The 25898-nt window shown below is 52.8% G+C and carries 24 protein-coding genes; 16 read left to right on the top strand and 8 right to left on the bottom strand.

Annotation, left to right across the window (positions count from 1 at the left end; genetic code table 11):
* Positions 1-64: 64 nt before the first annotated feature.
* Entirely contained in the window at positions 65-424 is a 360-nt protein-coding gene (locus ACN06F_RS13885) for a RidA family protein (protein ID WP_083006765.1), read from the top strand.
* A 32-nt stretch (positions 425-456) separates the two neighbouring features.
* On the opposite strand, the gene ACN06F_RS13880 is transcribed toward ACN06F_RS13885, so the two are convergent.
* From ACN06F_RS13880 to ACN06F_RS13865, 4 genes are all read right to left on the bottom strand, one after another.
* Positions 457-1320 (bottom strand): MurR/RpiR family transcriptional regulator, encoded by an 864-nt coding sequence (locus ACN06F_RS13880; RefSeq protein WP_193061764.1) that lies wholly within the window; start codon positions 1318-1320, stop codon positions 457-459.
* Positions 1310-3079, bottom strand: coding sequence for an EAL domain-containing response regulator (locus tag ACN06F_RS13875; RefSeq protein WP_038477684.1), 1770 nt, complete (start codon positions 3077-3079; stop codon positions 1310-1312). The genes ACN06F_RS13880 and ACN06F_RS13875 overlap by 11 nt, the downstream gene beginning before the upstream one ends.
* Positions 3076-5688 (bottom strand): ATP-binding protein, encoded by a 2613-nt coding sequence (locus tag ACN06F_RS13870; protein WP_433924112.1) that lies wholly within the window; start codon positions 5686-5688, stop codon positions 3076-3078. The genes ACN06F_RS13875 and ACN06F_RS13870 overlap by 4 nt, the downstream gene beginning before the upstream one ends.
* 115 nt (positions 5689-5803) lie before the next feature.
* Positions 5804-7159, bottom strand: a complete 1356-nt coding sequence (locus ACN06F_RS13865) for an aldehyde dehydrogenase family protein (protein WP_433924111.1) — start codon at positions 7157-7159, stop codon at positions 5804-5806.
* Between the two features lie 160 nt (positions 7160-7319).
* Between ACN06F_RS13865 and ACN06F_RS13860 the strand changes: the two genes are divergently transcribed.
* From ACN06F_RS13860 to lpxL, 12 genes are all read left to right on the top strand, one after another.
* Positions 7320-8468, top strand: coding sequence for a GNAT family N-acetyltransferase (locus tag ACN06F_RS13860; RefSeq protein ID WP_120386436.1), 1149 nt, complete (start codon positions 7320-7322; stop codon positions 8466-8468).
* A 100-nt stretch (positions 8469-8568) separates the two neighbouring features.
* Positions 8569-8922: a cell division protein FtsB gene (gene ftsB, locus ACN06F_RS13855; protein ID WP_038477672.1), complete on the top strand. Its 354-nt coding sequence runs from the start codon at positions 8569-8571 to the stop codon at positions 8920-8922.
* Complete coding sequence (ispD, locus tag ACN06F_RS13850; RefSeq protein WP_038477669.1) at positions 8919-9635, top strand: 2-C-methyl-D-erythritol 4-phosphate cytidylyltransferase; 717 nt, start codon at positions 8919-8921, stop codon at positions 9633-9635. The genes ftsB and ispD overlap by 4 nt, the downstream gene beginning before the upstream one ends.
* Positions 9635-10123 (top strand): 2-C-methyl-D-erythritol 2,4-cyclodiphosphate synthase, encoded by a 489-nt coding sequence (gene ispF, locus ACN06F_RS13845; protein ID WP_038477666.1) that lies wholly within the window; start codon positions 9635-9637, stop codon positions 10121-10123. The genes ispD and ispF overlap by 1 nt, the downstream gene beginning before the upstream one ends.
* Positions 10116-11156, top strand: coding sequence for a tRNA pseudouridine(13) synthase TruD (gene truD, locus ACN06F_RS13840; RefSeq protein ID WP_415965141.1), 1041 nt, complete (start codon positions 10116-10118; stop codon positions 11154-11156). Before ispF ends, truD begins: the two co-directional genes overlap by 8 nt.
* A 50-nt stretch (positions 11157-11206) precedes the next feature.
* A complete protein-coding gene (gene surE, locus ACN06F_RS13835) occupies positions 11207-11953 on the top strand; it encodes a 5'/3'-nucleotidase SurE (protein WP_089039633.1) in 747 nt (248 codons plus the stop codon).
* Positions 11940-12617 (top strand): protein-L-isoaspartate(D-aspartate) O-methyltransferase, encoded by a 678-nt coding sequence (locus ACN06F_RS13830; RefSeq protein WP_095604000.1) that lies wholly within the window; start codon positions 11940-11942, stop codon positions 12615-12617. Before surE ends, ACN06F_RS13830 begins: the two co-directional genes overlap by 14 nt.
* Positions 12614-13585: a DUF368 domain-containing protein gene (locus tag ACN06F_RS13825; protein WP_120386438.1), complete on the top strand. Its 972-nt coding sequence runs from the start codon at positions 12614-12616 to the stop codon at positions 13583-13585. The genes ACN06F_RS13830 and ACN06F_RS13825 overlap by 4 nt, the downstream gene beginning before the upstream one ends.
* Positions 13586-13592: 7 nt before the next feature.
* On the top strand, positions 13593-14690 hold the full coding sequence (locus tag ACN06F_RS13820; protein ID WP_198348950.1) for a peptidoglycan DD-metalloendopeptidase family protein: 1098 nt from the start codon (positions 13593-13595) through the stop codon (positions 14688-14690).
* A gap of 154 nt (positions 14691-14844) precedes the next feature.
* Positions 14845-15816 carry an RNA polymerase sigma factor RpoS gene (rpoS, locus tag ACN06F_RS13815; RefSeq protein WP_038477648.1) on the top strand — a complete coding sequence of 324 codons (972 nt, stop codon included), beginning with the start codon at positions 14845-14847 and terminating at the stop codon, positions 15814-15816.
* 120 nt (positions 15817-15936) lie between these two features.
* Entirely contained in the window at positions 15937-17037 is a 1101-nt protein-coding gene (alr, locus tag ACN06F_RS13810) for an alanine racemase (protein ID WP_198348951.1), read from the top strand.
* Between the two features lie 12 nt (positions 17038-17049).
* Positions 17050-17964 (top strand): LpxL/LpxP family Kdo(2)-lipid IV(A) lauroyl/palmitoleoyl acyltransferase, encoded by a 915-nt coding sequence (lpxL, locus tag ACN06F_RS13805; RefSeq protein WP_120386441.1) that lies wholly within the window; start codon positions 17050-17052, stop codon positions 17962-17964.
* A gap of 73 nt (positions 17965-18037) precedes the next feature.
* On the opposite strand, the gene speD is transcribed toward lpxL, so the two are convergent.
* The 4 genes from speD to ACN06F_RS13785 all read right to left on the bottom strand — a co-directional run bounded on the left by speD (position 18038) and on the right by ACN06F_RS13785 (position 21241).
* Entirely contained in the window at positions 18038-18832 is a 795-nt protein-coding gene (gene speD / locus ACN06F_RS13800) for an adenosylmethionine decarboxylase (protein ID WP_030073826.1), read from the bottom strand.
* Between the two features lie 234 nt (positions 18833-19066).
* Positions 19067-19486, bottom strand: a complete 420-nt coding sequence (locus tag ACN06F_RS13795) for an OsmC family protein (protein ID WP_038477634.1) — start codon at positions 19484-19486, stop codon at positions 19067-19069.
* Positions 19487-19556: 70 nt separating this feature from the next.
* Positions 19557-20234: an N-acetylmuramate alpha-1-phosphate uridylyltransferase MurU gene (gene murU, locus ACN06F_RS13790; RefSeq protein WP_433924110.1), complete on the bottom strand. Its 678-nt coding sequence runs from the start codon at positions 20232-20234 to the stop codon at positions 19557-19559.
* The gene (locus ACN06F_RS13785; RefSeq protein ID WP_433924109.1) at positions 20231-21241 is read right to left on the bottom strand and encodes an aminoglycoside phosphotransferase family protein; all 1011 of its coding nucleotides are present in this window, start codon (positions 21239-21241) and stop codon (positions 20231-20233) included. The genes murU and ACN06F_RS13785 overlap by 4 nt, the downstream gene beginning before the upstream one ends.
* A 70-nt stretch (positions 21242-21311) precedes the next feature.
* Here ACN06F_RS13785 and ACN06F_RS13780 point away from each other — a divergent pair, with 70 nt between their 5' ends.
* The 3 genes from ACN06F_RS13780 to pdxA are packed head-to-tail and all read left to right on the top strand — an operon-like array spanning position 21312 to position 25898.
* Entirely contained in the window at positions 21312-23759 is a 2448-nt protein-coding gene (locus tag ACN06F_RS13780; RefSeq protein ID WP_198348953.1) for an LPS-assembly protein LptD, read from the top strand.
* A 39-nt stretch (positions 23760-23798) separates the two neighbouring features.
* Entirely contained in the window at positions 23799-24836 is a 1038-nt protein-coding gene (locus ACN06F_RS13775; RefSeq protein WP_038477622.1) for a peptidylprolyl isomerase, read from the top strand.
* A 12-nt stretch (positions 24837-24848) separates the two neighbouring features.
* Complete coding sequence (gene pdxA, locus ACN06F_RS13770; protein WP_095603991.1) at positions 24849-25898, top strand: 4-hydroxythreonine-4-phosphate dehydrogenase PdxA; 1050 nt, start codon at positions 24849-24851, stop codon at positions 25896-25898.

Raw genomic sequence — 25898 nt, 5'->3', positions numbered from 1 at the left:
GGCATAGGCAACGAAGCGGTGGCGGTTTACACTGCTTTTTTTGTCTTACCTAGGAGATTGAGCCATGACAATTCAGCGCCATGATACAAAAGCCCGTATGAGCCGTGCTGTTATTCATCAAGGTGTTGCCTATTTGTGTGGCCAGGTAACTGGTCCTGAAGCACGCTACGAAGGAATTAAAGAGCAAACCGAGAGTATGCTGGCGCGGGTTGATGCCTTGCTAAAAGAAATTGGCTCCAGTCGAGAGCAGCTGTTGAGCGCGACAATCTACCTTAAAGACGGTAATGATTTTGCTGCAATGAACGAGGTGTGGGATGCCTGGGTACCCGAAGGCTATGCACCGGCACGCACCTGTGTATGCGCGCCGTTGCCTGCGGATGAGTTAAAAGTAGAAATTACGGTTACCACTGCCGTCAGCAGTTAAGTTATCTGTATCAGCGATAGCTGTTTTACTGATTACTTACCTGTCTTTTCCACAGGGAAGCGGGTATCGCGCAGACTATCTTTGATTTTCTTCAGGTGCGGTAGGAAGTCTTCGCCGCGCCTGAGTGTAACCCCAGTGGCTAAGGCATCAATCAGCGTTAGTTGAATCATCCGCGAGGTCATGGGCATATAGTGGTCGGTGTCCTCGGGGGTGGCGACTTCGAGAGTCGAGGTACATTCCAAGGAAAGCGGGGAGTTCGGGGCGGTGATCCCCAGCACCACGGCGCCTGCTTCGCGAGCAACGCGTGCAATATCGACCAGTTCTCTGGTGCGGCCTGTGTACGAGATAATCACCACTACGTCACCGGTATGACAAGCGGCAGCCACCATGCGCTGCATCAGTACATCTACATAGGCCATGACGGGCAAGTTAAAGCGAAAGAATTTGTGCTGGGCATCCTGAGCGACGGCACCTGAGGCACCTAAGCCAAAGAAATGGATCTGTTTTGCTTGAGTAAGATAATCAACCATGCGCTCAACGGCGGCCATATCGACCTCACGCTGGGCTTCGTCCAGGGCGGCAATCGTCGCGCCAAAAATCTTATGGGTATACTGCGTTGCCGTATCGCCGGGCTCGACAGCTCGCGTCACATAGGGCGTTCCGCCTGCGAGGCTCTGCGCAAGTTTGATTTTAAAATCGGGGTAGCCTTTGGCGCCGAAGTTGCGGCAGAACCGGTTGACCGTAGGCTCGCTGACGCTGGCCGCTTGGGCAAGGCTTGCAATGCTCAAGCTGGTGGCTACTGCTGGGTCCTCCAGGATGACATTGGCAACTTTGCGTTCTGAGCGGTTTAATTCTTCTAAGCGTTCGCGTAAGCGGTCAAGCAGGTCATGCGCCATCAACAGCCTCCATGGCAATATTTTTTTGGGCGTTGGGTGCCCATTCGAGGCACCACGTAAAAAATGCGTCGGCGGTTAGCGGACGCGCATAGTAATACCCTTGCGCCGCTTCACAGCCAATAGAACGTAAGTAGTCCGCCTGGGCAGATGTTTCAATACCTTCTGCCACTACGTCGCACCCAACGGCATGGGCAAGCTGAGTAATGGTAAGGGCTAAATGACGGTCTACTGCGTCGTGCTCTAAATCCATGACGAAGGCACGATCTATTTTAAGGGTAGAGAAGGGCAGTGTTTTAACATAGGCGAGAGAAGAGTGACCAGTGCCAAAATCGTCGATCGCAACGGCAATATTCATCTCAGCAAGCTGAGCCAACTGCGTGCGTGCGTTGTGCATATCGCTTAATAAGCCTGACTCAGTAACTTCCAGTGCAAAAAAACGTTCAGGGATCTCTTGCTCAGCCAGCTTGGAAAGCAATGCCTGAGCAAAGTCTTTGCGCGCCAACTGGCGGGCTGCAACGTTCACCGCAATATGGAAGTCATCATCCAGCAGGCCTTTTATTCGCCATTCGACGATATGCTGCATTGCTTTCTCAAGCACCCACTCACCAATAGAGAGGATATCACCACTTGCTTCCGCAAGGGGAATAAAGTCCCCTGGGGAAATATGGCCTAGCTCGGGGTGGTGCCAGCGTAGGAGAGCTTCAGCTCCGATAACACGCTGTGTTGCCAGAGAAACTTTTGGTTGAAATGCCAGGGACATCTCGCCCCGTTCGGTCGCACCACGAATAGCTTGCTGAAGATTCAGGCGCTGGCGTTGTTGCGCTTCCAGCGTTTCGTTATAGCATTGAACGCGCAGCGTACCGTTCTGCGGCAACGCTAAGGCGGCCATATGCACAAGGCGTTCAATATCGAAATGGGCATCCGCCCAGCTAATGCCAATGCGCGCATTTAGAGGCAGTAGTAGGTCGCCCAGCGCTTGGTCTTGATCGAAGCAGCTCAATAGCTGCGCCGCGGAGTGGCGTAACGCCTCGAGTTCGGCGCGAGCAGTAATCACCAGTATCTCACTGCCTCCCCACAAACCTATTTGGCATTGCTGACTGAGTTTAGCCGAAAGTTGACGGCTGATATGAACCATCAATTTATCAGCGACGCCATAGCCATGTAGCTTAATAACGTCGTCTAGGTGGTCCAGCGCAATGAAGAGAAGCCCTGTTCCCGTGCCTCGCATTGCTGCTTCACGAAGCATTTGAGTCAGTGCGCGGCGATTAGCTAGTTGGGTGATTGGGTCGGTACGAGACTGGCGATCTAGCTCTTTTGTACGCTTTGCCACCATGCGTTCAAGTATGTCTGCCTGTTGATTGCGGATTTGATAACGGTGCTCAACGCTTAATGTATTGCGGATGCGCTGTAGCACCTCATCATGTTTGAACGGTTTCGTGACGAAGTCGCGCACACCCATGCTCAGTGAGCGATGACGCGTTTCATCATCAATCTGTGCGGTGAGTATAATAATTGGGGGGATATGGTGACCAAACTCTGCTTGCAATTGATTGATAACCGCGTACCCATCCAAGTAAGGCATGCGAATATCAAGCAGGATCAGGTCTGGCAACGTTTGCTGACAGTGCGCCAGCACTTTGCGTGGATCGCTTATACCATGCGTGTTTTCAAAGCCATGGTCGTCAAGCAGGTCCAATAGCAGCTCCACGTTAATACTGTTGTCGTCCACCACGAGGAGGTGTTTATGGAGCAGACTCATAGCGCCGTCCTTGGTGCGATGGTAATAAATCGATTTAGCGATACGGTCAATTTGTCAATATCAATAGGCTTGGTAAGGTAGTCCGCAAACCCAGCCGCCAGTCCATAATGTAAGTCTCGCTCCATCGCATTGGCAGATAACGCTATGACATCGATCTGCTTTAGCATGGGGTCGTTTTGCATAATGTCGAGCGCTTGAAAACCACTCATTCCGGGTAGATGGATATCCATTAGGACGAGATCAGGTGGCGAATGACGCATTATCTCCAAGCTGAGTTCAGCGCTTGCCACGACACGTAATTGTATTGACGGGAAGTCATCAATAATATCTTCCATAAGCCGCTGATTAGCAGGATTATCTTCTACATAAAGCAGGTTGAATGCGCGGGGAGAACCGCTTGAGGTGCCCACGACGCTACTATGAGGCGGTGCTTCATGTTCGGCCGGGTGTTCGGTAATGGGCAGCGTAAACCAGAAGGTGGAGCCTTTGCTTGGTTGGCTATCAACACCGAGACGCCCTTTCATCCGCTCTACCAGTTCACGCGTAATGGCTAACCCAATGCCTGTCCCTTCAATCGGTCCGTGCTCTGCATCCAGGCGGTTAAACGGTTCAAAAAGCTCGTGCTGGCGCTCTGGCGCAATACCATGCCCAGAGTCGATAACGCTCACTTTTAGTTCGCTCCCAATCGGCTCAATATTTACATGGATGGTGCCGTTTTCTCTATTGTATTTAATCGCGTTGGAAAGCAAATTAAGCAGTACTTGCTTAACCCGCGTGTAATCCGCCATGACCATGCAGGGTAGCGCTAATGAATCACGCGTTAGCGTAATATTGGCTGCTCCGATGTTGGCTTCCAGCGTTGTGCAGGCATCATCCAATACGTTTTCGATTAGCATAGGCTCTAATGAAAGCGTCATGTGTCCTGCTTCGATCCTCGCTAAATCAAGTACTTCATTAATCAGGCTTAACAGGTGTTGACCGCTCTTCTCGATTTGCCCTACTTGGCGTTGCTGCTTCTCACTCAGTGGATCACGACGGCCTTTTGCTAACAGTTGGGCAAAGCCGATAATCGCATTAAGAGGGGTGCGCAATTCATGGCTCATTGAAGAGAGAAACTCACTTTTTGCCTTGTTAGCTTGCTCTGCCTGATCACGAGCGGTTGCTAAATCGCAGGTAACTTGCTCGCGCTCGGCCATTTGGCGATAGAGGTTAATGAGTAGCGCGCAGGTATCAGTAAAAGGTTGAAGCCAGTCTAAAAGAGTCTGGTTTAATGGCTGTTTACTATTTGCGATGGCAAACATGCCAATAAGGCTATCGCCGCTGAAAATCGGCACGCCTAAGTAGTTGTCTAAGCGAGGGTGACCTGGTGGGAAGCCGCCGCGCTTGGTATGGCGATAAACGTCGTTAGTCATGATGACATCGCCATGGGCAAAGACACGCCCTAAGAGTGAGTTAGGGTTGGTTAGCGTCATATCTCCGCTGCGTAGACGCTCCATCAGAAGTCTGGATTCATCGCTCCAGGAGAGGTCAGTGATAGCATGTATCTTGAGAGCATTGGTGGTATCGGTAGGCAGCACTTCCCCAATCAAGGCGTAGTCGCTATCAGTGAGTTCTCGCAGCGCTTCCATTAAAAACGTCCACAACTGTTCAACCGACATTAGTGCCTGATAGTCCGTAATGCCTTGATGAAGCACTTTAAGCAGGCTTTGCTCTTTATGAATTTGCTGTGTGGCGTTATAAACATCAGTTAAGTTGGTCAGAATACCCAGAAACTCAGCAACATCTCCCTGCTCATTATGGATGGCGTTGACGGCAAGATGGACGGGTATCAAGTGGCCGTCTTTATGGAGTGCTTCTACTTCTCGGCCTCGGCCAATCACCTTGGGTTCGCTGCCCGCCAAAAAGTTGGCAAGAAAGCTGTCGTGATGAGCGTTGATCGATGCAGGTGTAAACATCGACACATTGTTACCGACTACTTCGTGTTGCTGATAGCCCAGCATCGTTAGTGCAAAAGGATTAATACTTAACACGCTACCAGAGCGGTCAATGCGCACGATGCCGGTGGCACTTTCGTTAAACAGCGCCTCGTAACGGCGCGTCGTTTGAGCCAGGGCTCTACGTATTTGATGCTGGCGAAGCAACTCTTCCACTTGCCCAGCTAAGCTTTTTAAAATGCCTCGGTCTCGCTGACTAAACGAGCGCGGCTGACGATCAATTAAACATAGCGTACCTACGGGCAGATCATCGGCCAGTTGTAATGGCTGTCCGGCATAAAAGCGAATGTGCGGGGGGCCGGTGACGAGGGGATTGTCCGCAAAGCGCAGATCATCGAGTGCATTTTCGACGACCAGCATGTCATTAAGCCCCACCGCGTGGGCACAAAACGATAGGTCTCGGCAGGTTTCGCTGGTAGTCAATCCTTGGTGAGACTTAAACCACTGTCGTTCTGCATCGACGAGGGAAACTAGCGCAATAGGTAAGTCAAAGAGGCCGCAAGCAAGCTGAGTGATTCGGTCAAACGCTTTGTCAGCGGGTGTGTCAAGCACCTGGAGAGCGTGCAATGCCGCCAAGCGCTGGTATTCATTCTCAGGAAAATCTGCGGCTTGCATTGTGCGTCCTAAAAAATAGTTCATTCAAAAAGTGCGCTCAACTAAGTCGTTAACTAATCGGCGTAGTTAACTAATCGGCGAATAGTAATAATTATCGGGTATTAATGGCGAAGCTTTAGCCAATCCTGAGTAATTTTAATAGCCAGCGCTTATAAGGTGGCCTTACCAGTGAACTAGAGGCCCGTCTTGATTGATAAAAAATACCTCGTAAATGGCTGAATCGTTCAAAACCATGGCGACCGTGATAAGCCCCCATACCGCTTTCACCAACGCCACCAAAGGGCAGCGAGGGAACGGCGTGATGAAGCAGCGTTTCGTTAAATACCAGCGCACCAGAGCGAGTGGTGTGACGCAAGGTTGTTTGCAGCAACTTATTGTCGGTGAAGGCATAAAGTGCCAGTGGGTGAGGCCGGGTATTCACAAAGGTAATCGCGTCGTCGATGTTTTTAACGCTGATAAGCGGTAGTGCACGGCCAAAAATTTCCTCTTGCATCAGCTCAAGATTTTGAGTTGGATCAATAACGAGCGCTGGTGCGTGTTGCCCGATATCGATGATGCGGCAGCCGTGATCTCTCGCTTGTGCTATCAGCCGTTCACTGCGTTTCTGATGATGGGGGCTGACAAAGCCTGTGGCCTCTTTATCGCTGGGGCGCTGCTGTTCGATAGCTCGACTTAGTGCCTGAATAAGTGCTTCCAGGTGGCGGCTTTCTACAAGCACATAATCCGGCGCAATGCAGGTCTGGCCGGCATTCATTCCCTTGCCAAATATAATTGAGGCGGCCGCACGATCCAGATCAGCGTCACTCGCCACGATAGCGGGTGATTTACCACCTAGTTCAAGCGTCACCGGGATTAACTGCTCGGCAGCGGCAAGTGCAACTTGGCGGCCCACCGCCGTCGAGCCGGTGAAAACCAGATGATCAAAAGGTAGTGCGCTAAATGCTTTTGCTATCTCTGGGCCGCCTTCAACAACGCATACTTCTTCATCGGTAAAGTACTGCGGTACTAGCTTAGCCAGCAGGGCGCTGGTATTGGGGGCGTGCTCGCTGGGCTTGATCATGACGCTATTACCCGCTGCGACAGCATCAATAGCGGGCATCAGTGCTAAGCTCCATGGGTAGTTCCAGGGCGACATAATACCCACCACGCCAAGTGGCTGAGGAGCGATGCGGGCGCGGGCGGGCCATAAGCGCCATGGCATGTTGGCAGCGTATGGGCGCATCCAATGCCATAGGTTTCGCCGTGTATGACGAATGGCATGCAGCACCGCGTTAATCTCCGCTAAGCGTATCTCTGTCTCACTACGCTTGCCGAAGTCAGTTTGAATGGCCTGGATAATCTCCCGCTGGTGATGCTTAGTCATTCGTGCAAGGCGGGCTAAGCGCTCTCGTCGCAATCTTAATGAGGGGAAGGGCGCTTGGCCAAACGCATGACGCTGAGTGTGCAACAGGCGCATTAAATCGCGTTTCATGGCAGCTCCTTGGGTTAATTCTTAATAACAATAGTCGTTTGTCCTGCTACTTGAATACCTCACTCCAAATAGAAATGACAGCATCAACAAAAGCACTGACAGCTTGGTTGGTGGTAAGGTCACACTTTCACCATTTAAACGATATGCCTCGGGAGGCATCATGCTTTCGCGCTCACTGTCATGCATTATGCTACCTGCTATCGACGCAGTGGATGCCGCCCAATGGGACGCACTGGTGAGTAGCGACCAGCCTTTCCTACGACACGCGTTTTTGCATGCATTAGAAAGCAGCGGCTCTGTCTGCGAGGCGACCGGCTGGGAGCCTTGCCATCTGTGCGTATGGCAAGATAGCCGCTTAGTGGGCGCGTTGCCCATGTATCGCAAACACCACTCTTACGGTGAGTATGTGTTTGATTGGGGATGGGCCGATGCACTGGAGCGAGCAGGCGGCCATTATTACCCCAAGGCATTAAGTGCCGTTCCTTTTACCCCGGTGCCTGGTACGCGTACTTTAATTGCCGATGATGCCAACGCGGAGGATGTTCGCGGGTTATTAGCAGCGACGTGGCAAACCCATTGTGAAGAACAAGCGTTATCGAGTTGGCACCTCCTGTTTGCACAAGATGACGAAGTGGATGCCTGGCAGCGCCAGTTTCCAGCGTTAATTGCCCGAGAAGGCGTTCAGTTCCAGTGGCGAGATCGCACCTTTGGTGATTTTGAAGGCTTCCTGGCGAGCCTTACGTCGAAGCGTCGCAAAATGATTAAACGTGAGCGTCGCTTGGTCGCCGAGCAAGGCTTTACGCTACGACGTTTAGAGGGCGAGGCGATTACGCAAGAAGCAATGGCGCACTTCTTTCGCTGCTACACGATCACATACCACGAGCGGGGACGGCCTCCCTACTTAAATGACGTTTTTTTCGAGCGATTACGGCATTCGATGCCTGAAGCGCTTGTATTGGTTCAGGCGCTGCTGGATGGCCAGCCTGTTGCCGCGGCTCTCTATTTTCGTGGCAATAGCACTTTATACGGCCGCTATTGGGGAAGTGAGGTGGTTGCCGACTGTCTTCATTTCGAAGCCTGCTACTACCAAGGCATTGAATTTTGTCTGGAAAAGGGGCTCTCTTTGTTCGACCCCGGTACTCAAGGAGAGCACAAACTGGTGCGTGGTTTTGCGCCCCAGCGGGTACGTTCGCTGCACTATCTTGTACACCCAGGCCTAGCGGCTGGAGTCGCCCAATTTTGCCAAGAAGAGGGGGCCCATATCAGCGCCTATCGAGAGGCAGCGGCCGACGCATTACCGTTCAAATGAAAATCGCTTTATAAAGCCAGCTATATAAAGCGTGACTCGCTGGAAATAGCCCATGATGGCATAATGCGCCTCGTTCAGGCCTAAACAAAGGGATGCGGTGATGCATAAATGGCTAACGGTTGCGCTGCTTGCTGTATTGGGGCTTCTCCAATACCAACTTTGGCTAGGTAATGGTGGCTGGGAGGATTTGCAGCTGGTAGAGGAGCGCGTTGCCGTTCAAGAGGCTGCCAATGTGCCGATGAGAGAGCGCAATGCTCGGTTAGCGGCTGAAGTTACCGACCTAAAAACCGGCCTGGATGCGATTGAAGAGCGTGCTCGTAGCGACATGGGCATGGTGCGTAGCGATGAGCAGTTTTTTTGGGTGCCGGGTGTTGCCATTGAAGCAGAGCTAGTGGGCATCAATGCAGGGCTAGTGACTCAGCCAAACTTGCCTAGCGAGGACACAAACGAATGAGTCATTCGTTGTGGCTAATCGTGCCCGCCGCTGGGCAAGGTAAGCGAATGGGCGCTGATAAGCCTAAGCAGTACCTGCCACTGGGCGAAAAGCCCATTCTTGCCCATACACTTAGTCGACTACACCGAGCCTTCCCCACTGCGCATCTTGTGCTGTGCCTGGATAGTGATGATCATTGGTTCAAGCCTGAATGGGTGCCATTTCCCCAGTGGCAACGGGTGGCGGGTGGCGCGGAGCGAATGGATAGTGTTTTAAATGCGCTGCACGCTATAAAAGCGCAAGAAAACGATATGGTGATGGTGCATGACGTCGCGCGCCCCTGCATTACATCATCTGATTTGCTGGCGCTTTATGACGCTGCTCAGCAGCACTCAAGTGGCGCACTCTTGGCGATGCCTGTTGCTGACACCATGAAACGGGCCAATGCCGAACAATTAAGCGCCGTGACAGAGCCTCGGGATCGGCTGTGGCACGCGTTAACACCTCAAGCTTTTCGTTATGCGCTTTTGCGGCGCGCCCTTGAATATGCTGTCGCTAATCACTGTGTGGTCACGGATGAAGCCTCGGCTGTTGAAGCGCTTGGTCAGGCACCCAGGCTGATTAGTGGGCGTCGTGATAATCTCAAGATCACCCATCCTGATGACCTTGCCCTTGCTGCCGCTATCATGGCGTCGCAAGTAGCCCAATCCTCTGAATCTGAAAGGAGTTGTTAATGCGAATTGGCCACGGATTTGACGTGCACCGATTTGGCGTTGGCGACCATTTGATGATTGGTGGCGTTAAGCTGCCTTTCGAACATGGTTTTGTTGCCCACTCGGATGGCGATGTGTTGCTGCATGCTATCAGTGACGCACTGCTAGGTGCCTGTGCGCTCGGTGATATCGGGCGGCATTTCCCCGACACCGACCCAGCATGGGCTGGCGCAGATAGTCGCCATTTATTGCGCCACGTGGTTCAACTGGTTCACGCAGAGGGCTTCTGTGTGGTTAACCTGGATGCTACGTTAATGGCGCAGGCGCCTAAAATGGCGCCGCATATTGATACGATGCGCGCTGTCATCGCTGAAGATTTAGGTATTAGCCTTGGGCAGGTCAATGTTAAAGCCACAACGACTGAACGGCTTGGGTTTACCGGGCGAGGCGAGGGTATCGCCGCTGAGGCAGTGGTGTTGATTGAACACCAAGAGGCGTTAAATGCTTAACTTACCCGCTTGGCAGCGCTGCTTAGATGCCGAGTTTGGTGCCCCTAGTCCAGGTGGCTATCGCGTTCAGCCAGAAGATTTTGTCGTCGACGAGCAGTTGGACTTTACGCCTGAAAATCATGGCGAGCACCTGTGGTTACGTCTTGAAAAGCGCCATCAAACCACGTTAGATGTGGTGAAAAGCGTCAGCCGCCTTTGTGGTGTCACACTTCGAGATGTGGGCTACTCCGGGATGAAGGATCGTGTCGCAGTGACGCGGCAGTGGTTAAGCGTGCATTTGCCCGGACGCGAGGCGCCACGTGATTTGAGCGAATCATTAGCGGCAGTGGGTATTACTGTGTTAGCCCAGGCAAGGCACCCCCGAAAACTCAAACGCGGTGTCCATCGCACGAACCACTTTACCTTGCGGCTTAGTGGTGAAGCGCTTCAACATCCGAATTTTTTTGACCGCTGGGAGGCGCTTTGTCGCCACGGTGTGCCTAACTATTTTGGACCCCAGCGTTTTGGTCCTGAAGGGCGGAATTTACAGCGTGCAGAAGCTCTTCTAGCGAAAGGTTGGCGCAAGCGAGATGATCGCCAGGGAATGATGCTTTCCACTGCGCGTAGTTTCTTGTTTAACGAGTTGCTGAGCGAACGTTTGACGGATGGAACGTGGTGTCAGCCGCTAGCGGGCGATATGCTCATGCTGGATGGCACACACAGTGTGTTTACCATTGATGGAGTTGACGACGACCTGATCGGTCGTGCCGCTGCGCTTGATATTCATCCAACCGGTGCCCTGTGGGGCGTCGGGGAACTCGCTGAGTATCAGGTAGCTGACTACGAAAAACGGCTGTTAGCGTGCCATCCAATGCTGTGCGAGGGATTGGTGAAAAGCGGTGTGAAACGCTCCCATCGGGCGCTGCGAGCAAGGTTAATTTCGCCTAGTATCGAGATATTACCTAATGCCGTGGTACTCTCATTTGCCTTACCACGGGGAAGTTTTGCCACGGCGGTGGTGAGTGAGTTAATTGCTCATCCGGATTTTGCTTAATGCGCCCAACGTGCGCTTATCTTTGCTAGGCATCTATAAAGGAGACGTTAATGCGGCGACTGCTGCTTTCCAATGACGATGGTGTCCATGCACCGGGCTTGCGGGCACTTCATGATGCGCTAGTCGCCCATGCGAATTTACGTGTGGTTGCTCCCGATCGAGACCGCAGCGGCGCCAGTAACTCGCTGACGCTTTCTCGTCCGCTCTCTTTAACCGCGTTAGATAATGGCTTTTATAGCGTAGACGGTACGCCTGCCGACTGTGTTTATCTGGGCGTGAACGGCGTCTGGGATGAGCGTCCTGACTTGGTGATTTCGGGGATTAATCACGGCAGCAATCTTGGCGATGACGTACTCTATTCAGGCACTGTGGCGGCTGCCATGGAAGGGCGCAATTTGGGCATGACTGCCATTGCTATGTCGCTGTGTGGCGAGCGCTATTTCGCGACGGCTGCGAAAGTGGCGGCCAGCTTAATCGGTGCTGCCGATCAGCTATCACTGCCACCCCGCACACTCTTGAATGTCAACGTGCCAGATGTTCCGTGGGAAGAAATTAAAGGCGTCAGAGTGACCCGCTTAGGCTATCGCGGACCAGCAGAGAAACCTGTTCCCGTAAAAGATCCGCGTGGTCGTACGCGCTTCTGGATAGCACCGGTGGCGGCTAACGCCGATGATGGTGAAGATACCGACTTCTCTGCTATCGAAGCAGGTTATGTATCAATTACTCCACTACAAACTGATTTAACGCGCCATCCCGCGCGCAGCGACGTGCAGGACTGGTTGGATGCTTTTGCCTGAGCTTTCGCCCAACGAGCTGCGCGGACGAGGCATGACCTCTCAGCGGACTCGAGATCGCATGGTAGAGCGGCTTGAGCAGCAGGGTATTCAGGATGCGCGGGTGCTCGATATTATGGCAGGTGAGCCAAGGCACTTGTTCGTTGATGAAGCGCTGGCGCATCGTGCCTATGAAGACACTGCGCTGCCTATCGGTTTTGGTCAGACATTATCGCAACCATTGACGGTTGCGCGCATGACCGAGCTGGTGCTACGGGCTAATCCAAAGCGCGTGCTTGAAGTGGGGACCGGTTCGGGTTATCAAACGCTGATACTGTCTCGGCTGGTGCCAATGCTTTATTCGGTCGAACGTATTTATGCATTACATCAACGCGCTGCAGAGCGGCTTTGGCGGCTTGATGCCCCAGCGACGCTGGCAGTGGCTGATGGTGGTGAAGGGTGGCAAGAAGCTGCGCCTTTTGATGTGATTTTGTTAACCGCTTGTGCTCAAACGCTGCCAGAAGCTCTATTGGAGCAGCTTAGCCATGATGGTGTACTCATTGCTCCATTAGAAGAGCCTGACGGTAGCCAATGGCTCACCCAAATAAAACGCATTGGTAGTGCCTTTGAAAAGCGTCGGCTCGAACCCGTACGCTTTGTACCTCTATTGCAAGGAGTGGTGGATTGAAGCGTCGATTTGTAGAGCTGTTTTTAAAAGGCGCAGGGATGGGGGCAGCCGATGCGGTGCCCGGTGTTTCAGGTGGAACGATCGCATTTATTACCGGTATTTATGAGGAACTCATTAATACCATCAAACAGTTTGGCCCCGGCGCCTTCATCGCTTGGCGTCGTGGTGGTTGGCTAGCGCTGGCTCAGCATTTGAATTTGGCCTTTCTAGTGCCGCTGCTACTTGGCGTTGCGGTTAGCCTTTTCAGTGTGGCTCATATAGCGCTATGGCTAATGGAAGCGCAGCCGCTGCTGATTGAGGGATTTTTCTTCGGCTTGGTGGCCGCGTCGGGGTTTGTTGTCGCCAAGGCGGGAAGAGGCTGGAAATTTTGGTATTTATTGCCGATGGTCGGCGGGCTGCTGTTGGCTAAGTCGCTGCCAGGTATGATGCCGCTGGTGTTACTTATTGGTAATGAAGCTTTGGTAGTCATGGTAGCTGGCTGTATTGCTATTAGCGCCATGCTGTTGCCAGGAGTGTCTGGTAGCTTCTTGCTGCTTACGATGGGGCTTTATGGCACCATTTTAGGGGCTATTCGAAGCTTTGATATCGGTATTATCATACTCTTTGGCATGGGGTGCGTTGTTGGTTTGGCGTTATTCTCGCGACTACTGTCGTGGCTTCTGCGTCGCCATCATGATTCTACGCTACAGCTTTTGCTCGGGTTTATTGTTGGCTCGTTACCCGTGTTATGGCCGTGGAAAGAGCTGGTTCGTTATCAGCTTGGCCCTGATGGGCAAATGATCCCGTTGGCTCATCGTTATCTGTTGCCTAGTGACTATGCGGTATTGTCTGGTGCATCTGCACAAACGGTAGGCGTTGTGGCACTAATGGTGGTTGGCGCACTATTGGTGGTGTTATTAAACCGTCGCGCAGTGCACTATGCCGGACATAGATCAATAGGAAACGCGCGCGACGTTGAAAAGGAGTAGGGTTTCCATGCGTAAGGTTTTTATCATGTCAGTATTGGCGTTAGCGGTCAGCGGCTGCGCCAATCAGCAGCAAAACACCCCACAAGTGCGTGATTTAAGTGAAGCGCGCCGCGCGGTAGCAGACTCACCTCAATATACTGTTAAAACAGGCGATACCCTTTATGGCATCGCATGGCAGCACAATCTTGATTATCGTCAGTTGGCGCAAATCAACAATATTGATGCGCCTTATCAAATTTACCCAGGCCAAACCATTGCGCTGCGTGAAGGCGCGGCGGCATCAAGTAACCCGTCAGCAGGCTCCTCTGCCCCAGAGCGCCCTGCGTCGGGCGCTGTCGCAACAGGACTGAACCCTCAAGCGACTTCCGTGGCAAGTAACGATCAGCAGCTAGATTGGTTGCTGCCCGATGAGAGTGCGATTGAGCGTAACCAGCGTTTAACGGCTGAGCGGGCGGAACGTGCTGAGCAAGCTGCTGAGCAAGCGTCGGTGGCCGCCGCGCAGCAGGTGGCTGATAGCGCAAGTGCCGCTAACACCGAGGCGACGTCTACTGTTGAGGCGTCTCAGTCAGAGCCTACGAGTGAGCCGGAACCAACGGCTGAGCCTAAGCCAGAGCCCAAACCTGAACCAACTCCAGAACCTGAGCCAGCAGTGACCACACCGCCTGCAGAGGCTGAGCAGCCGAGCCAAACCGCTCGCGTTGACCGCTCCTCACGCACGTTTACACCTGTTGATAATGTTAACTGGCAATGGCCAACATCAGGCCAGGTAACTGGAGAGTTTGGTCAGGGTGGCTCTATCACCGCTGGGATTGATATCGGCGGGCAAAAGGGGCAACCTGTCAAGGCGGCAGGCCCTGGTATCGTTGTCTATGCGGGTAGCGGCGTACGGGGTTACGGTAACTTAATACTACTCAAACACAACGATCAGTATCTGAGTGCTTATGCGCATAATGATAGCTTAAGCGTTAAAGAAAATGATGTCGTTGAAGCAGGAGAAGTGATTGCCACGATGGGGGATAGCGATGCAGACAGTGTCAAACTGCACTTTGAAGTACGCCGTGATGGGCAGCCTCAAAATCCCTTGGACTATCTGCCGTCCCGTTAATCATTGCCAAGCGAACCTTTAAGTTGGTGTGATTGGGGTACCCGAATAGCTAGAGTTAGGGCGTCATATAACAAAAATGGTGTAAGTGCACAGGGAGTGCGGCCACCTTTACTTTTCTAAATGGCGGTTAGGCGAAATAACGGGGGATACTACCATGAGTATGCTGGAGAAGGATCTACAGGAGGTTGACCTGGACGCTGTTGAAGAGGCGCTGGATAGCGTCGATGATGTCTCCGCGGAGGAAGACGCCTTTGAAAAAGCGTTGAGCCGTGATGAGCGTCAATCGACTCAAAGCTTGGACGCGACACAAATCTATCTCAATGAAATTGGTTTTTCGCCGTTATTAACGCCGGAAGAAGAAGTCTACTATGGCCGTTTAGCGCGTAAAGGTGACCCGCTTGGACGGTCAAGGATGATCGAGTCTAACCTTCGCCTGGTCGTTAAAATTGCCAGGCGTTATCTTAATCGGGGGCTTACACTGCTTGATTTGATTGAGGAGGGTAACCTTGGGCTAATCCGAGCGGTGGAAAAGTTTGACCCTGAGCGAGGGTTCCGCTTTTCTACCTATGCCACGTGGTGGATTCGACAAACCATTGAGCGTGCGCTAATGAATCAAACGCGCACCATTCGTTTGCCGATCCATGTGGTTAAAGAGCTAAATATTTACCTGCGTGCAGCGCGTGAACTGACCCAAAAGCTTGATCATGAAGCCACTGCAGAAGAGATCGCAGATCATCTCGATAAGCCAGTAGAAACGGTTAAGAAGATGCTTGGGCTTAATGAGCGCGTCTCCTCGGTAGATTACCCAATGGGTGGCGAAAGCGATAAGCCGTTAATCGACACCTTAACCGACGACGACGTGCTAGGGCCGGAAGCATGCTTAGTGGATGGCGATGTGCGTGAGCACGTAGACCACTGGTTGGATGAGCTAAGTGATAAGCAGCGAGAGGTGGTTGTACGCCGCTTTGGTTTGCGAGGCCATGAGTCCGCCACGTTGGAAGAAGTTGGTGCAGAAATTGGCTTAACTCGCGAACGTGTTAGGCAAATCCAAGTAGAAGCACTAAAGAAACTGCGCCGCTCATTGGAAAAACAGGGCCTTTCCCTTAACGCTATTTTCGAGAGCTAATCGCGGTAAGCTGTTGTGTCATACCGACCATAACGCACCGAGTTCATCGCTCGGTGCGTTGTTTTTGACGCCCATTGGTTGATCAACCGTTAACTATTGACTGTGTAAGTGAGAAACGTGATGCGCCCCTTGGTGGCCCATATTGATTTAGACGCCCTGCGTCATAACTATCAACTAGCGTGCCGCTGCGCGCCCCAAAGTCGCTCGGTAGCCGTTATTAAAGCGGACGCTTATGGTCATGGTGCGCTTGAGTGCGCGCGTGCTCTAGAAGCTGATGTGCCCGCATTTGCTGTTGCTTGTATAGAAGAAGCGATTAGCCTGCGTGAAGGGGGAATTAAAAAACCTATTGTATTGCTTGAAGGTATTTTTACCGCTGACGAGCTGGCGCTCGTTGATCAGCACAATTTTTGGATCAGCGTTCACAGTGAGTGGCAGGTAGCGGCCTTATTGGCTTTTTCACCCCGTCAACCTATTCCGGTATGGATGAAAGTGGATTCCGGTATGCATCGTTTAGGCTTTTCTCTAGACGAGGCACTTGATGTTTGGCAGCGGTTAGCTAGCGCACCACAGGTGACAGCGCTGCATTTGATGAGCCACTTTGCGACAGCAGATGCACGTGAGGGCAGCTACTTTAATCAGCAAATGGCCGCTTTAACGACATTGGCAGAAGCGCTTGATGCGCCCCTATGCTTAGCAAACTCCCCGGCAACACTGGCATGGCCAATCGCCCATGGCGACTGGAATCGCCCTGGTGTCATGCTGTATGGCAGTGACCCGCTGGAAGACGCCAATGAGATCACCCGGCAACTGCGCCCGGTGATGAGCTTACGTTCCGAAATTATTGCCCTTCGTGAACTAGAGGAAGGCGAGCCTGTTGGCTACGGTGGCCGTTGGCGCGCATCTCGGCGTTCTAAAATTGCCGTCGTTGCGGCAGGTTATGGTGATGGTTATGATCGCCACGCCATAGACGGCACCCCGGTGTTAGTGAATGGCCAGCGCTGTGCGATTGCCGGCAAGGTCTCAATGGACATGCTAACCGTAGATGTCACCGACGTGTCGGGGGCTGCTATCGGTAGTGAGGTGGTGCTGTGGGGAGCCGCTAGCAACGGTGCCGTGTTGTCCATTGATGAGGTAGCACGCTATTGCGATACCATCAGCTATACCCTGTTAACGGGAGTGCTGCCAAGAGCGCCGCGCCGCTACCATGGGGCCTTCGCTTAAACGGTTATCAGTATGTCTAAAAGTACGTATCCGCGCTCTTTCGCGCATCCCCGTTATTGGTCAACGTGGCTGGCTATTGGAGCAATGTATGTCGTTGCTTGGTTGCCCTGGCGGCTTAAGCTGTGGGTTGGGAAAATAATTGGCCTGTTGGCGTGGCGCTTTGCGAAACGTCGTCGTCATATCACTGCGACCAATATTGCACTCTGTTTCTCTGAAAAAAGTGTCGATGAGCAGCGCCGCTTGGTAAAAGAGGTTTTTATTGCGAACGGTATTGGCTTAGTGGAAACAGCCACTGGTTGGTGTCGTGACGCAGAAGGGTTACGGCACCGGGTGGCCTATCATGGCCAAGAGCATCTCGCACGGGCTAAAGCGCAAGGCAAGGGCGTACTGGTGGTGGGAATTCACTTCTCCACACTGGATTTAGGGGGGGCGCTGCATTCGCTATTTTTCCCTGCTGATGTGGTTTATCGCCCGCACAACAACCCCTTATTCGAACGCTTTATGACTCGTGCCCGCTCACGTATTTTTGGCCAAGCGATCGATCGGCATGACTTGCGTGGTGTTGTGCGCAGGATTAAAGCAGGTCACATAGTGTGGTATTCACCGGATCAGGATTTTGGTCGCGATGTTAGCGTGTTTGCGCCACTGTTCGGCCAGCAAGCCGCTACGATTAGGCTGACCGCAAAAATCGCCCGAATGACGGGCGCGCCAGTGGTGCCATTGATGTTCCACCGCAATCCTGATGACCAGACATATACCATTACCTGCCTGCCCGCGCTTGATAACTTCCCAAGCGGTGATGAAATGGCCGACGCTACTCGGGTAAATGAATTTATCGAACAAGCTATTCGTAAGTATCCGGAGCAGTACTTATGGCTTCATCGGCGCTTTAAAACGCGTCCGGAAGGTGAGCCAAGCGTTTACTAGCGACATCCGTTAACAAAAAAAAGCCGTTCTGCTTAGTAGCAAAACGGCTTTTCGTTAACGTTGAAAGCAGGCGTTAGTCCAGGTTTCGAGAGTAGAAAATCTCTAGCATCTCTTTGCGCAGACGGCTTTCAATGTCCCGTGCTTCTTCGAATGTAATGTCGCGGCGCGATGTGCCGAACAGATAGTTATCAAGTTCGAAGTCTTTCAGCAGCATTTTGGTGTGGAACATGTTCTCTTGATAAACATTCACATCGATCATCTGATAGGCGTGCTTGGTATCTTCTGCCAAGTAGTCCTGGATCGAGGTAATGTCGTGATCAATAAACAGCTTTTTACCATCGACATCGCGGGTAAAGCCACGAACCCGATAATCCATGGTGACAATGTCAGAGTCGAAACTGTGAATTAGGTAGTTCAGTGCTTTCAATGGACTGATGTGTCCACAGGTAGACACATCAATATCCAATCGAAAGGTGCTAATACCGTTGTCAGGATGCGACTCAGGGTAGCTGTGCACTGTCACGTGGCTTTTGTCAAGATGTGCCACGACTGTTTCAGGTAGCGGCCCAGGGCCTGGTTCAGTTTGCTCTGGGTTTGCTTCATCCAGCTCGTGTTCAGCAATCAGAATCGTAACGCTGGCCCCATGGGGCTCATAGTCTTGACGAGCAATATTGAGCACATGAGCGCCAATAATATTGGTGACGTCTTTTAGGATCTGCGTCAAACGTTCGGCGTTGTAAAGCTCATCGATATAATCAATGTAAGCCGCACGCTGCTCTTCGGTTTTGGCGTAACAGATGTCGTAAATGTTAAAGCTCAACGAGCTAGTCAGGTTATTAAACCCGTGGAGTCGGAGATTATCTGACACGTCCGAACCTCCCTATGGCAGATGAAGACACCCCGACGAGCCAGCGCCGGAACCGATAGTAACTTGTCACCGTGATGCTGTAGTCGCTTTCTGCAAAGCGGCTGTTTGCTACGCAGTAGGGGTAAAAACAAGCGAGCGTATTATGCCCGCCAAGCGCATGGTATGCATCCAGGCGCGCTATTTTTTTTAATACATATGTCGTTAATACATGAGAAGGATGGCGCTCCGAGTAGTTCAAGCGTCGACAATCTCAAAAGAGTGGGTAATCTCAACGCCGCCTTGTGTCAGCATAATAGATGCGCTGCAGTACTTCTCTGCGGAGAGCTCAACCGCCCGCTGTACCTGCTTCTCTTTTAAGTTGCGGCCAGTCACCACGAAGTGTACGTGGATTTTGGTAAATACGGAGGGCACTTCATCAGCGCGCTCTGCGTCAAGCTCCGCGATACAGTCGGTGACATCAGCGCGGGCTTTATCAAGAATATTCAAGATGTCAAAGGCGGTGCAGCTACCCATGCCCATCAGCAGCATTTCCATTGGGCGGGGGCCGGTGTTGCGGCCGCCGTGGTCAGGAGGGCCGTCGATAACGACGCTGTGCCCACTACCGGACTCTGCTACAAATTGGCGACCATCTGTCCATTTTACCCGTGCTTTCACGTCGCTCTCCTCATCTAGGCACCTATAGGTAGTTGCGAAGCATAACATTTCTAGCGATAGACGCACTTTTTCATCGCTTGCTAATCTGTTGCGCTAAAAGGTGATGTTCAAGAACCTCAAGGCGCTCTGGAGTTCCTACATCTACCCAGTGGCCTGAAAAGTGTTCACCACTGACCCGCTTGTCTGCCATTGCTTGCTTAAGCAGCGGTGCCAGGGCAAATGCCCCTGGCGTCTGATCGGCAAGAAGATCCGGGTGCAGCAGGCTAATGCCTGCAAAGGTAAGACGCTGAGGGCCTTCCATTCCAACGCGCCCGTTGATAAGGGAAAAATCACCTGTAGGGTGGTGGGAAGGGTTATCTACTAGCACAAGATGGGCGACGTCACTTCCCTGTAGTAGTGATTCTGAGGGAATGTAATCGCACCAGACATCCCCATTGACCAGCAGAAACGGGGCATCACCAAGCAGGGGGAGTGCCTTTTGAATGCCTCCGCCGGTTTCTAAAGGTGTCTCTTCATGGCTCCAAAGAATCCGTAACTGGTAGTCGTTTCCATCACCTAGTGCTGCCGTGATCTGCTCTGCGCGATAGCTCACGTTGATGACCACTTCATCAATGCCTGCACGCTTGAGCCGTTCGAGATGGTGCACAATAAGTGGCTTATCGCCTACTGGTAACAGTGGTTTTGGGCAGTGGTCGGTAAGTGGCCGCATCCGTTTGCCAAGTCCCGCGGCTAAAATCATCGCTTTCATAATGTGCTTTCTGCTAAACGTAGGGCAATGGCGGGGCGCAGTGTGCCACTTACCCATTCAGCAAACTCGCTGTGCTGGGGCAGCGCGGTTAGGCTATCTTCTAAATGCGCTAAAAAATGCGGTAGGCGTGATAAATAGCCTTGTTTGGCATCGCGAAGCGTTAAGCGGCAAAAAATTCCCAGCACTTTTAGCGAGCGTTGAGCGGCCATGGCTTGGCATTGGATAAGAAATTCATCATTGCTGACATGGCTAGGGAGACGCCCATCTTGGCGCGCTTGTCGATAGAACGAGTCGACAAACTGCATAAACTGCGCCTGAGAAAAGCGGCAGTAGCGACCGCGCAGTAAGGAAATAACGTCGTAACTAATTGGCCCTGCCACTGCGTCTTGAAAGTCAATCATGTAAAGCTGCTGGTTGTGCACCATGATATTCATCGCATCGTAATCACGATGTACGCTGACGACGGGTTGATTGAGGGCTTGCTCAACGAGGTGGCCACGCAGCGCATCCCAACTGGCTGGCGTTGATAACGACAGCCAATTGTTTAAACACCACTCAGGAAAAAGGTCGAGTTCTCGGTTCAGCAGCGTCGCATCATAAGGCGGCAGCGCGGCAGGGTTGGCGTGGTTTTGTAACTTGGCCAGTAACGACAGTGCATCCAAATGACTCTGTTGAATGCGTGCTTCATCAGTGAATAGCGCTTGTAAAGGGGTATCCCCAAGGTCATCAAGCAGCAAAAAACCCGCGTCGAGATCGGCGGCGTAAATATGCGGTACGGGCAGTTTTGCCGCGTACCAGCGCTTTCCGATAGCGACGAACGGCGTTGAGTCTTCCTGGTTAGGGGGGGCATCCATTACTATGCGAGTACTGCCACAGGGCAGTGTCAGCCGGAAATATCGCCGGAAACTTGCGTCACCGCCCGCTGGGGAAAGGCGGATAGCGGCGCTGTTTAGGCCATTTTGTTCAGCCACCCACTGGGTGAGGGCGTCAATCCTAGAAGAGGACATGCAAGCTCCTTGCTGGTCGGGCATCATGCGGGCTGTATAATACCGATTCTGGATGCCAAGGATAACGAACATGGGCAAGCGAATCTCGCGTACCGTACCGGTTGCGCACACGCTGTTGGGCAGTTTGCTCGCTGGCGCCTCATTTTCAGCGGTGGCACAAGGCCAGGCGCTGCCTGCCGAGGCGCTTGACTGGCAGGCCTGGAGCCAAGATGAAGCACCGCATCAGCTGTGCCGAGGGCGATATGTGATGCCTGACTACCGCTTGCCAGCGGTGGATAACCCCGAAACGTTGTCGGTGGAGACTCAGGAAGTCGATTACGCCGCAGATGGGGAAGCGTTGTTGCGCGGTGATGTTGTACTGCGTCGTGGAAACACAGAGCTACAGGCGGCGCAGATGTATTTACCCGCCGACCGCCAACGCGTAGATGCAGAAGGCAATCTCGCCATACGAGATGGTCAGGCGCTGGTGCGCGGCGAGCAAGCCACGTTAATGCTGAACGATGACCGAGCCTCGTTACGTAACAGCCACTATGTGCTCTACGAACAACATTTACGCGGTCAGGCCAGTCAATTAGAGCAAACCGGTGAAGAGCAATATCGTCTACGCAATGCTTCATTTACGACGTGCGACCCAGGTGCCAATAGCTGGCAACTCGTTAGTAGCGATATAAAGCTGAATCAAGCAGAAGGGTTTGGTACCGCACGGCACGCACGTTTAGAAGTAAAAGACGTGCCGATTTTTTACTGGCCTTGGCTACGTTTCCCCATTGATGACCGCCGTCATACAGGATTGCTGTCACCTTCTATTAGCTTTTCCAATGAGGGGTTTGACTATGCGCAGCCCTTTTACTGGAACATAGCGCCAAATCATGATGCCACCATTACACCGCGCTGGATGTCTGACCGTGGGCTGCTGCTCAATGGTGAGTACCGCTATCTGCTTGAAGAGAGTAGAGGGACGATAGAAGGCGGATATATCAATAGTGATGACGGCAGTGAAAATGGTGATAACCGCTTTGAAGGTAATGATCGCTGGTATATTGATGCACAGCATGCAGGAACGCTGACGCCACGTAGTGATTACCAATTGCGCTATGGTGCCGCCAGTGATGGTCGCTATTTCGATGATTTTGGTGGTGAGTTTGGCAATAGTGAACGCGTTAGTATGGAGCGGCTGGCTCAGGTAGATTACCGCGGTGAGCGTTGGCAGTTAGATGCCCGTGCCCAGGGTTTTCAGCGGTTGGAAGACCCGCTGAGTGATTCCGATAAGCCATTTTATCGCCTACCAAGTTTGACAGCGAACTCTGACTGGCAATTAGGCGGCGGTCTCTATACGCAATGGCGCTCTAACGCGACCTATTTCTGGCGTGATGTAGACGAGCGACAGGTGCCTGAGCGCGAGGCCGCCATCGGCACGCGCCTGCATCTCACGCCGGCTATCGGTTGGCGTTTTGAGCAACCTTGGGGCTATATCGAGCCGCGTACCGAATTATGGCATACCGCTTATGAGTTGGATTATGGCGATCGCGTCACTGATCGTGGCACGTCTCCCAGCCGCAGTGCGGCGGTCACATCGATAGATAGTGGCCTGGTGTTTGAGCGTGAATTAGAGCTGCGCGGACGAGACTATCGCCAAACCCTTGAGCCACGTTTGAACTACGCATACGTCCCACGTACTAACCAAACACAACTGCCTGATTTTGACAGCCGCGAGCGAGCGTTCTCGTGGGATCAGCTATGGTCTCCTTATCGTTTCTCAGGCGCAGATCGTTTAGGTGATCTCAATCGCGTGTCGCTTGGCGTACAATCTCGCTTTATTGAAGACGCCACTGGGCAGGATCGGTTAACGCTTGGGGTTGGGCAAAGTGTTTATTTATCTGAGCGCCGCATCGATAGTGAAGGCGACCCAGACACATTGCCTGCTCGTCCAGAGGATGATCCAAGTGTGAATCCGCTTAGCCGCTATCAAGCCACTCGCGATCGCTCTCCGTTGGTGACGCGGCTTGATTGGCAGATAAATGATCGGTGGAGTGCGGGTTATGAATGGTTATACGACGACCAGCGTGAACAGACCGAACGCTCTAGCGTTGATGCGCGTTATCGCCATCCCGCTGGCCACGTAGTGAACCTTGGTTACCGTTGGGAGATCGAAGGTTTCGATCCAGGCGTCGTACCCGGCGATGACGGCTTTAGAGATTACAGCCGAGAAGAGTGGGATCTGTCACTTGCTTGGAAAGCCAGCCCGAGGATTGATTTGATTGGTCGCTATCTGCACGATCAAACTAATGACCGCGCGCTTGAACGGCTGGCAGGCGTTCAATGGAACGACTGCTGCTACGGCTTACAGCTAGTATGGCGTGAGTGGGTAGACGATAACGACACCGCCCGCGTGGGTGATGACTTTAATGATCGCGGGCTATTTTTACGCTTTGTATTCCGTGGTCTTGGTGGCGTTGGTCAAGAGGCTGACGGCTACTTTGAACAGGCCATTCCTGGCTACCGTCCAACGCCGCTGTAACGATTTTGTTAAATGGCGACTGACTGAAAGAGATTCTTTATGACTACCAGAATGACCCTGCTGACCGATGGCTTGAAAAATCGGGCAAAACTGCTTTCTGCGGGCGGTATGATGGCGCTCTGTCTTGGAACGAGTGCTGCGCTTGTGCCGCTATCGGTTTACGCACAAAATTTCGAATCAACCCAGCGGCAAATGTTGGATAGTGTTGTGGCTGTCGTTAATGACGGCGTCATCATGCGCAGTGAGCTTGATGACCGCATTGCCCAGGTAGAGCAGCAGGCGCAAACCCAGGACGGTAACTTACCGCCTCGTAGCCAACTGGCTCAGCAGGTACTAGAGCGCATGGTGATGGATGAAATCCAACTACAAATGGCTCGCCAAGCCAACCTTAGCGTGGACGACACGGAGCTAAATCGCCAGTTGCGCTCCATTGCTGAGTCTAACGGCATGACGCTAGAACAGTTTGCCGATGCCGTAGAGGCGGATGGCATGACCTTGGGTGACGTACGTGAAGAAATACGCCGCGAAATGTTGATGCGCCAAGTACAGCAGCGCCAAATTAGTCAACGTGTCACCGTGACTGATCGTGACGTTGAACGCTTCTTGAGCCAGCAACCATCTCAGCAGGGGCAAGCGTTCATTGAAGAAGTACGTGCCCGCCACGTGTTGGTAGAGTTAACGCCAACGCGCAATGAAGATCAGGCTCGTGCCCGCGCTGAGCAGGCTCGCCAGCGTTTACAGCAGGGGGCAGACTTTGCGTCCGTCGCTCGTGAGTTTAGCGACGACCGTGGCAGTGCCATGAATGGCGGCGAGCTTGGTTGGGTGCGTCCAGGACAAACGGTGCCAGCCTTCGAAGAAGCGATGGGGTCGTTGAGTACTAACCAGCTATCTGAGCCAGTGCGCTCCCAGTTTGGCTACCACGTCATTGAAGTGCTAGAGCGTCGCCGTCAGGATGTTACGGATGAAAGTCGCCGTGAGCAGGTTCGTCAGGCCATTTTCCAGCGTCGTGCTAACGAAGAGCTACAGACGTGGCAGCGTGAAATGCGTGAACAGGCTTTTGTCGATATTCGCCTTTAATGAGCCAATCTAATGAGCAATAGTGCGCCACTGCTGATAACTACCGGAGAGCCAGCGGGCATCGGGCCAGAAATCACGCTGATGCTGGCCGCCAATGGCCAATTGAATAATACGGTGGCTATTGGCGATACGCAGTTGCTAAAACAGCGTGCATCGCTGCTGGGGCTTCATCTTGATGTGATAGAAGCAGCCCCTGGAAGCGGGGTTACTTCCTCGCCAGGGCATTTGGTTGTGTGGCCCGCGGCACTTCGCGAACCAGCACTCCCAGGCGTGCTCAATCCTGCTAATGCAGGCTATGTGCTAGAGACGTTGCAAATCGCTGTAGACGCCTGTCAGCAGGGGCATGCAGCGGCCATGGTCACTGCACCGCTGCATAAAGGGGTGATTATCGAAGGCGGCTTTGCTGGCTTCACTGGCCACACCGAATGGCTGCGCGATGCCTGTGGGGTTGATGAGGTCGTGATGTTGTTGGCTACCGACCAGGCGCTGCATGCCCAGTCGAGCCGTTGGCAGGGTAACAGTGACCTACGCGTCGCACTTGTTACCACACACCTACCGCTGCGTGACGTGGCGGATGCGGTTACCTACGACAAAATTACCCGTATTAGCCGTTTGCTTGCGACTGATCTGAAAAACCAGTTTGGGATTGCCGCTCCGCGCATTGCAGTGTGTGGGCTAAACCCTCATGCAGGAGAAGATGGCCATTTAGGGCGCGAAGAACTCGATGTTATTATCCCCGCGCTGAAAGCGCTGCGCGCTGAAGGCCTTGATGTTCAAGGCCCGTTGCCAGCGGATACGCTTTTCACCCCACGCCATTTAGCGGGCGTTGATGCGGTGCTGGCGATGTATCATGACCAGGGGCTGGCAGTGTTAAAATACGCAGGCTTCGGTCAGGCGGCGAATATTACACTTGGCTTGCCGCTGGTGCGTACTTCGGTAGATCACGGTACCGCGCTCAGTTTAGCCGGTCGCGGCACTGCCGACCCCAATAGCTTAGGCGTTGCCCTAGCGCTAGCAAAGCGACTTTCCGCGCAGCGCGCCAATGGCTTAAATGCTTTATGA

Source organism: Vreelandella sp. 21, from assembly GCF_050995515.1.
Taxonomy (GTDB): Bacteria; Pseudomonadota; Gammaproteobacteria; order Pseudomonadales; family Halomonadaceae; genus Vreelandella; species Vreelandella alkaliphila.
The sequence above is the reverse complement of the archived record's forward strand: the minus strand, read 5'-3'. Positions and strand labels throughout refer to the sequence as shown.

Coding starts and splice junctions, on each gene's coding strand:
- ACN06F_RS13885 (WP_083006765.1), top strand. CDS start 65: ATGACAATTCAGCGCCATGATACAAAAGCCCGTATGAGCCGTGCTGTT.
- ACN06F_RS13880 (WP_193061764.1), bottom strand. CDS start 1,320: ATGGCGCATGACCTGCTTGACCGCTTACGCGAACGCTTAGAAGAATTA.
- ACN06F_RS13875 (WP_038477684.1), bottom strand. CDS start 3,079: ATGAGTCTGCTCCATAAACACCTCCTCGTGGTGGACGACAACAGTATT.
- ACN06F_RS13870 (WP_433924112.1), bottom strand. CDS start 5,688: ATGCAAGCCGCAGATTTTCCTGAGAATGAATACCAGCGCTTGGCGGCA.
- ACN06F_RS13865 (WP_433924111.1), bottom strand. CDS start 7,159: ATGAAACGCGATTTAATGCGCCTGTTGCACACTCAGCGTCATGCGTTT.
- ACN06F_RS13860 (WP_120386436.1), top strand. CDS start 7,320: ATGCTTTCGCGCTCACTGTCATGCATTATGCTACCTGCTATCGACGCA.
- ftsB (WP_038477672.1), top strand. CDS start 8,569: ATGCATAAATGGCTAACGGTTGCGCTGCTTGCTGTATTGGGGCTTCTC.
- ispD (WP_038477669.1), top strand. CDS start 8,919: ATGAGTCATTCGTTGTGGCTAATCGTGCCCGCCGCTGGGCAAGGTAAG.
- ispF (WP_038477666.1), top strand. CDS start 9,635: ATGCGAATTGGCCACGGATTTGACGTGCACCGATTTGGCGTTGGCGAC.
- truD (WP_415965141.1), top strand. CDS start 10,116: ATGCTTAACTTACCCGCTTGGCAGCGCTGCTTAGATGCCGAGTTTGGT.
- surE (WP_089039633.1), top strand. CDS start 11,207: ATGCGGCGACTGCTGCTTTCCAATGACGATGGTGTCCATGCACCGGGC.
- ACN06F_RS13830 (WP_095604000.1), top strand. CDS start 11,940: ATGCTTTTGCCTGAGCTTTCGCCCAACGAGCTGCGCGGACGAGGCATG.
- ACN06F_RS13820 (WP_198348950.1), top strand. CDS start 13,593: ATGCGTAAGGTTTTTATCATGTCAGTATTGGCGTTAGCGGTCAGCGGC.
- rpoS (WP_038477648.1), top strand. CDS start 14,845: ATGAGTATGCTGGAGAAGGATCTACAGGAGGTTGACCTGGACGCTGTT.
- alr (WP_198348951.1), top strand. CDS start 15,937: ATGCGCCCCTTGGTGGCCCATATTGATTTAGACGCCCTGCGTCATAAC.
- lpxL (WP_120386441.1), top strand. CDS start 17,050: ATGTCTAAAAGTACGTATCCGCGCTCTTTCGCGCATCCCCGTTATTGG.
- murU (WP_433924110.1), bottom strand. CDS start 20,234: ATGAAAGCGATGATTTTAGCCGCGGGACTTGGCAAACGGATGCGGCCA.
- ACN06F_RS13785 (WP_433924109.1), bottom strand. CDS start 21,241: ATGTCCTCTTCTAGGATTGACGCCCTCACCCAGTGGGTGGCTGAACAA.
- ACN06F_RS13780 (WP_198348953.1), top strand. CDS start 21,312: ATGGGCAAGCGAATCTCGCGTACCGTACCGGTTGCGCACACGCTGTTG.
- ACN06F_RS13775 (WP_038477622.1), top strand. CDS start 23,799: ATGACTACCAGAATGACCCTGCTGACCGATGGCTTGAAAAATCGGGCA.
- pdxA (WP_095603991.1), top strand. CDS start 24,849: ATGAGCAATAGTGCGCCACTGCTGATAACTACCGGAGAGCCAGCGGGC.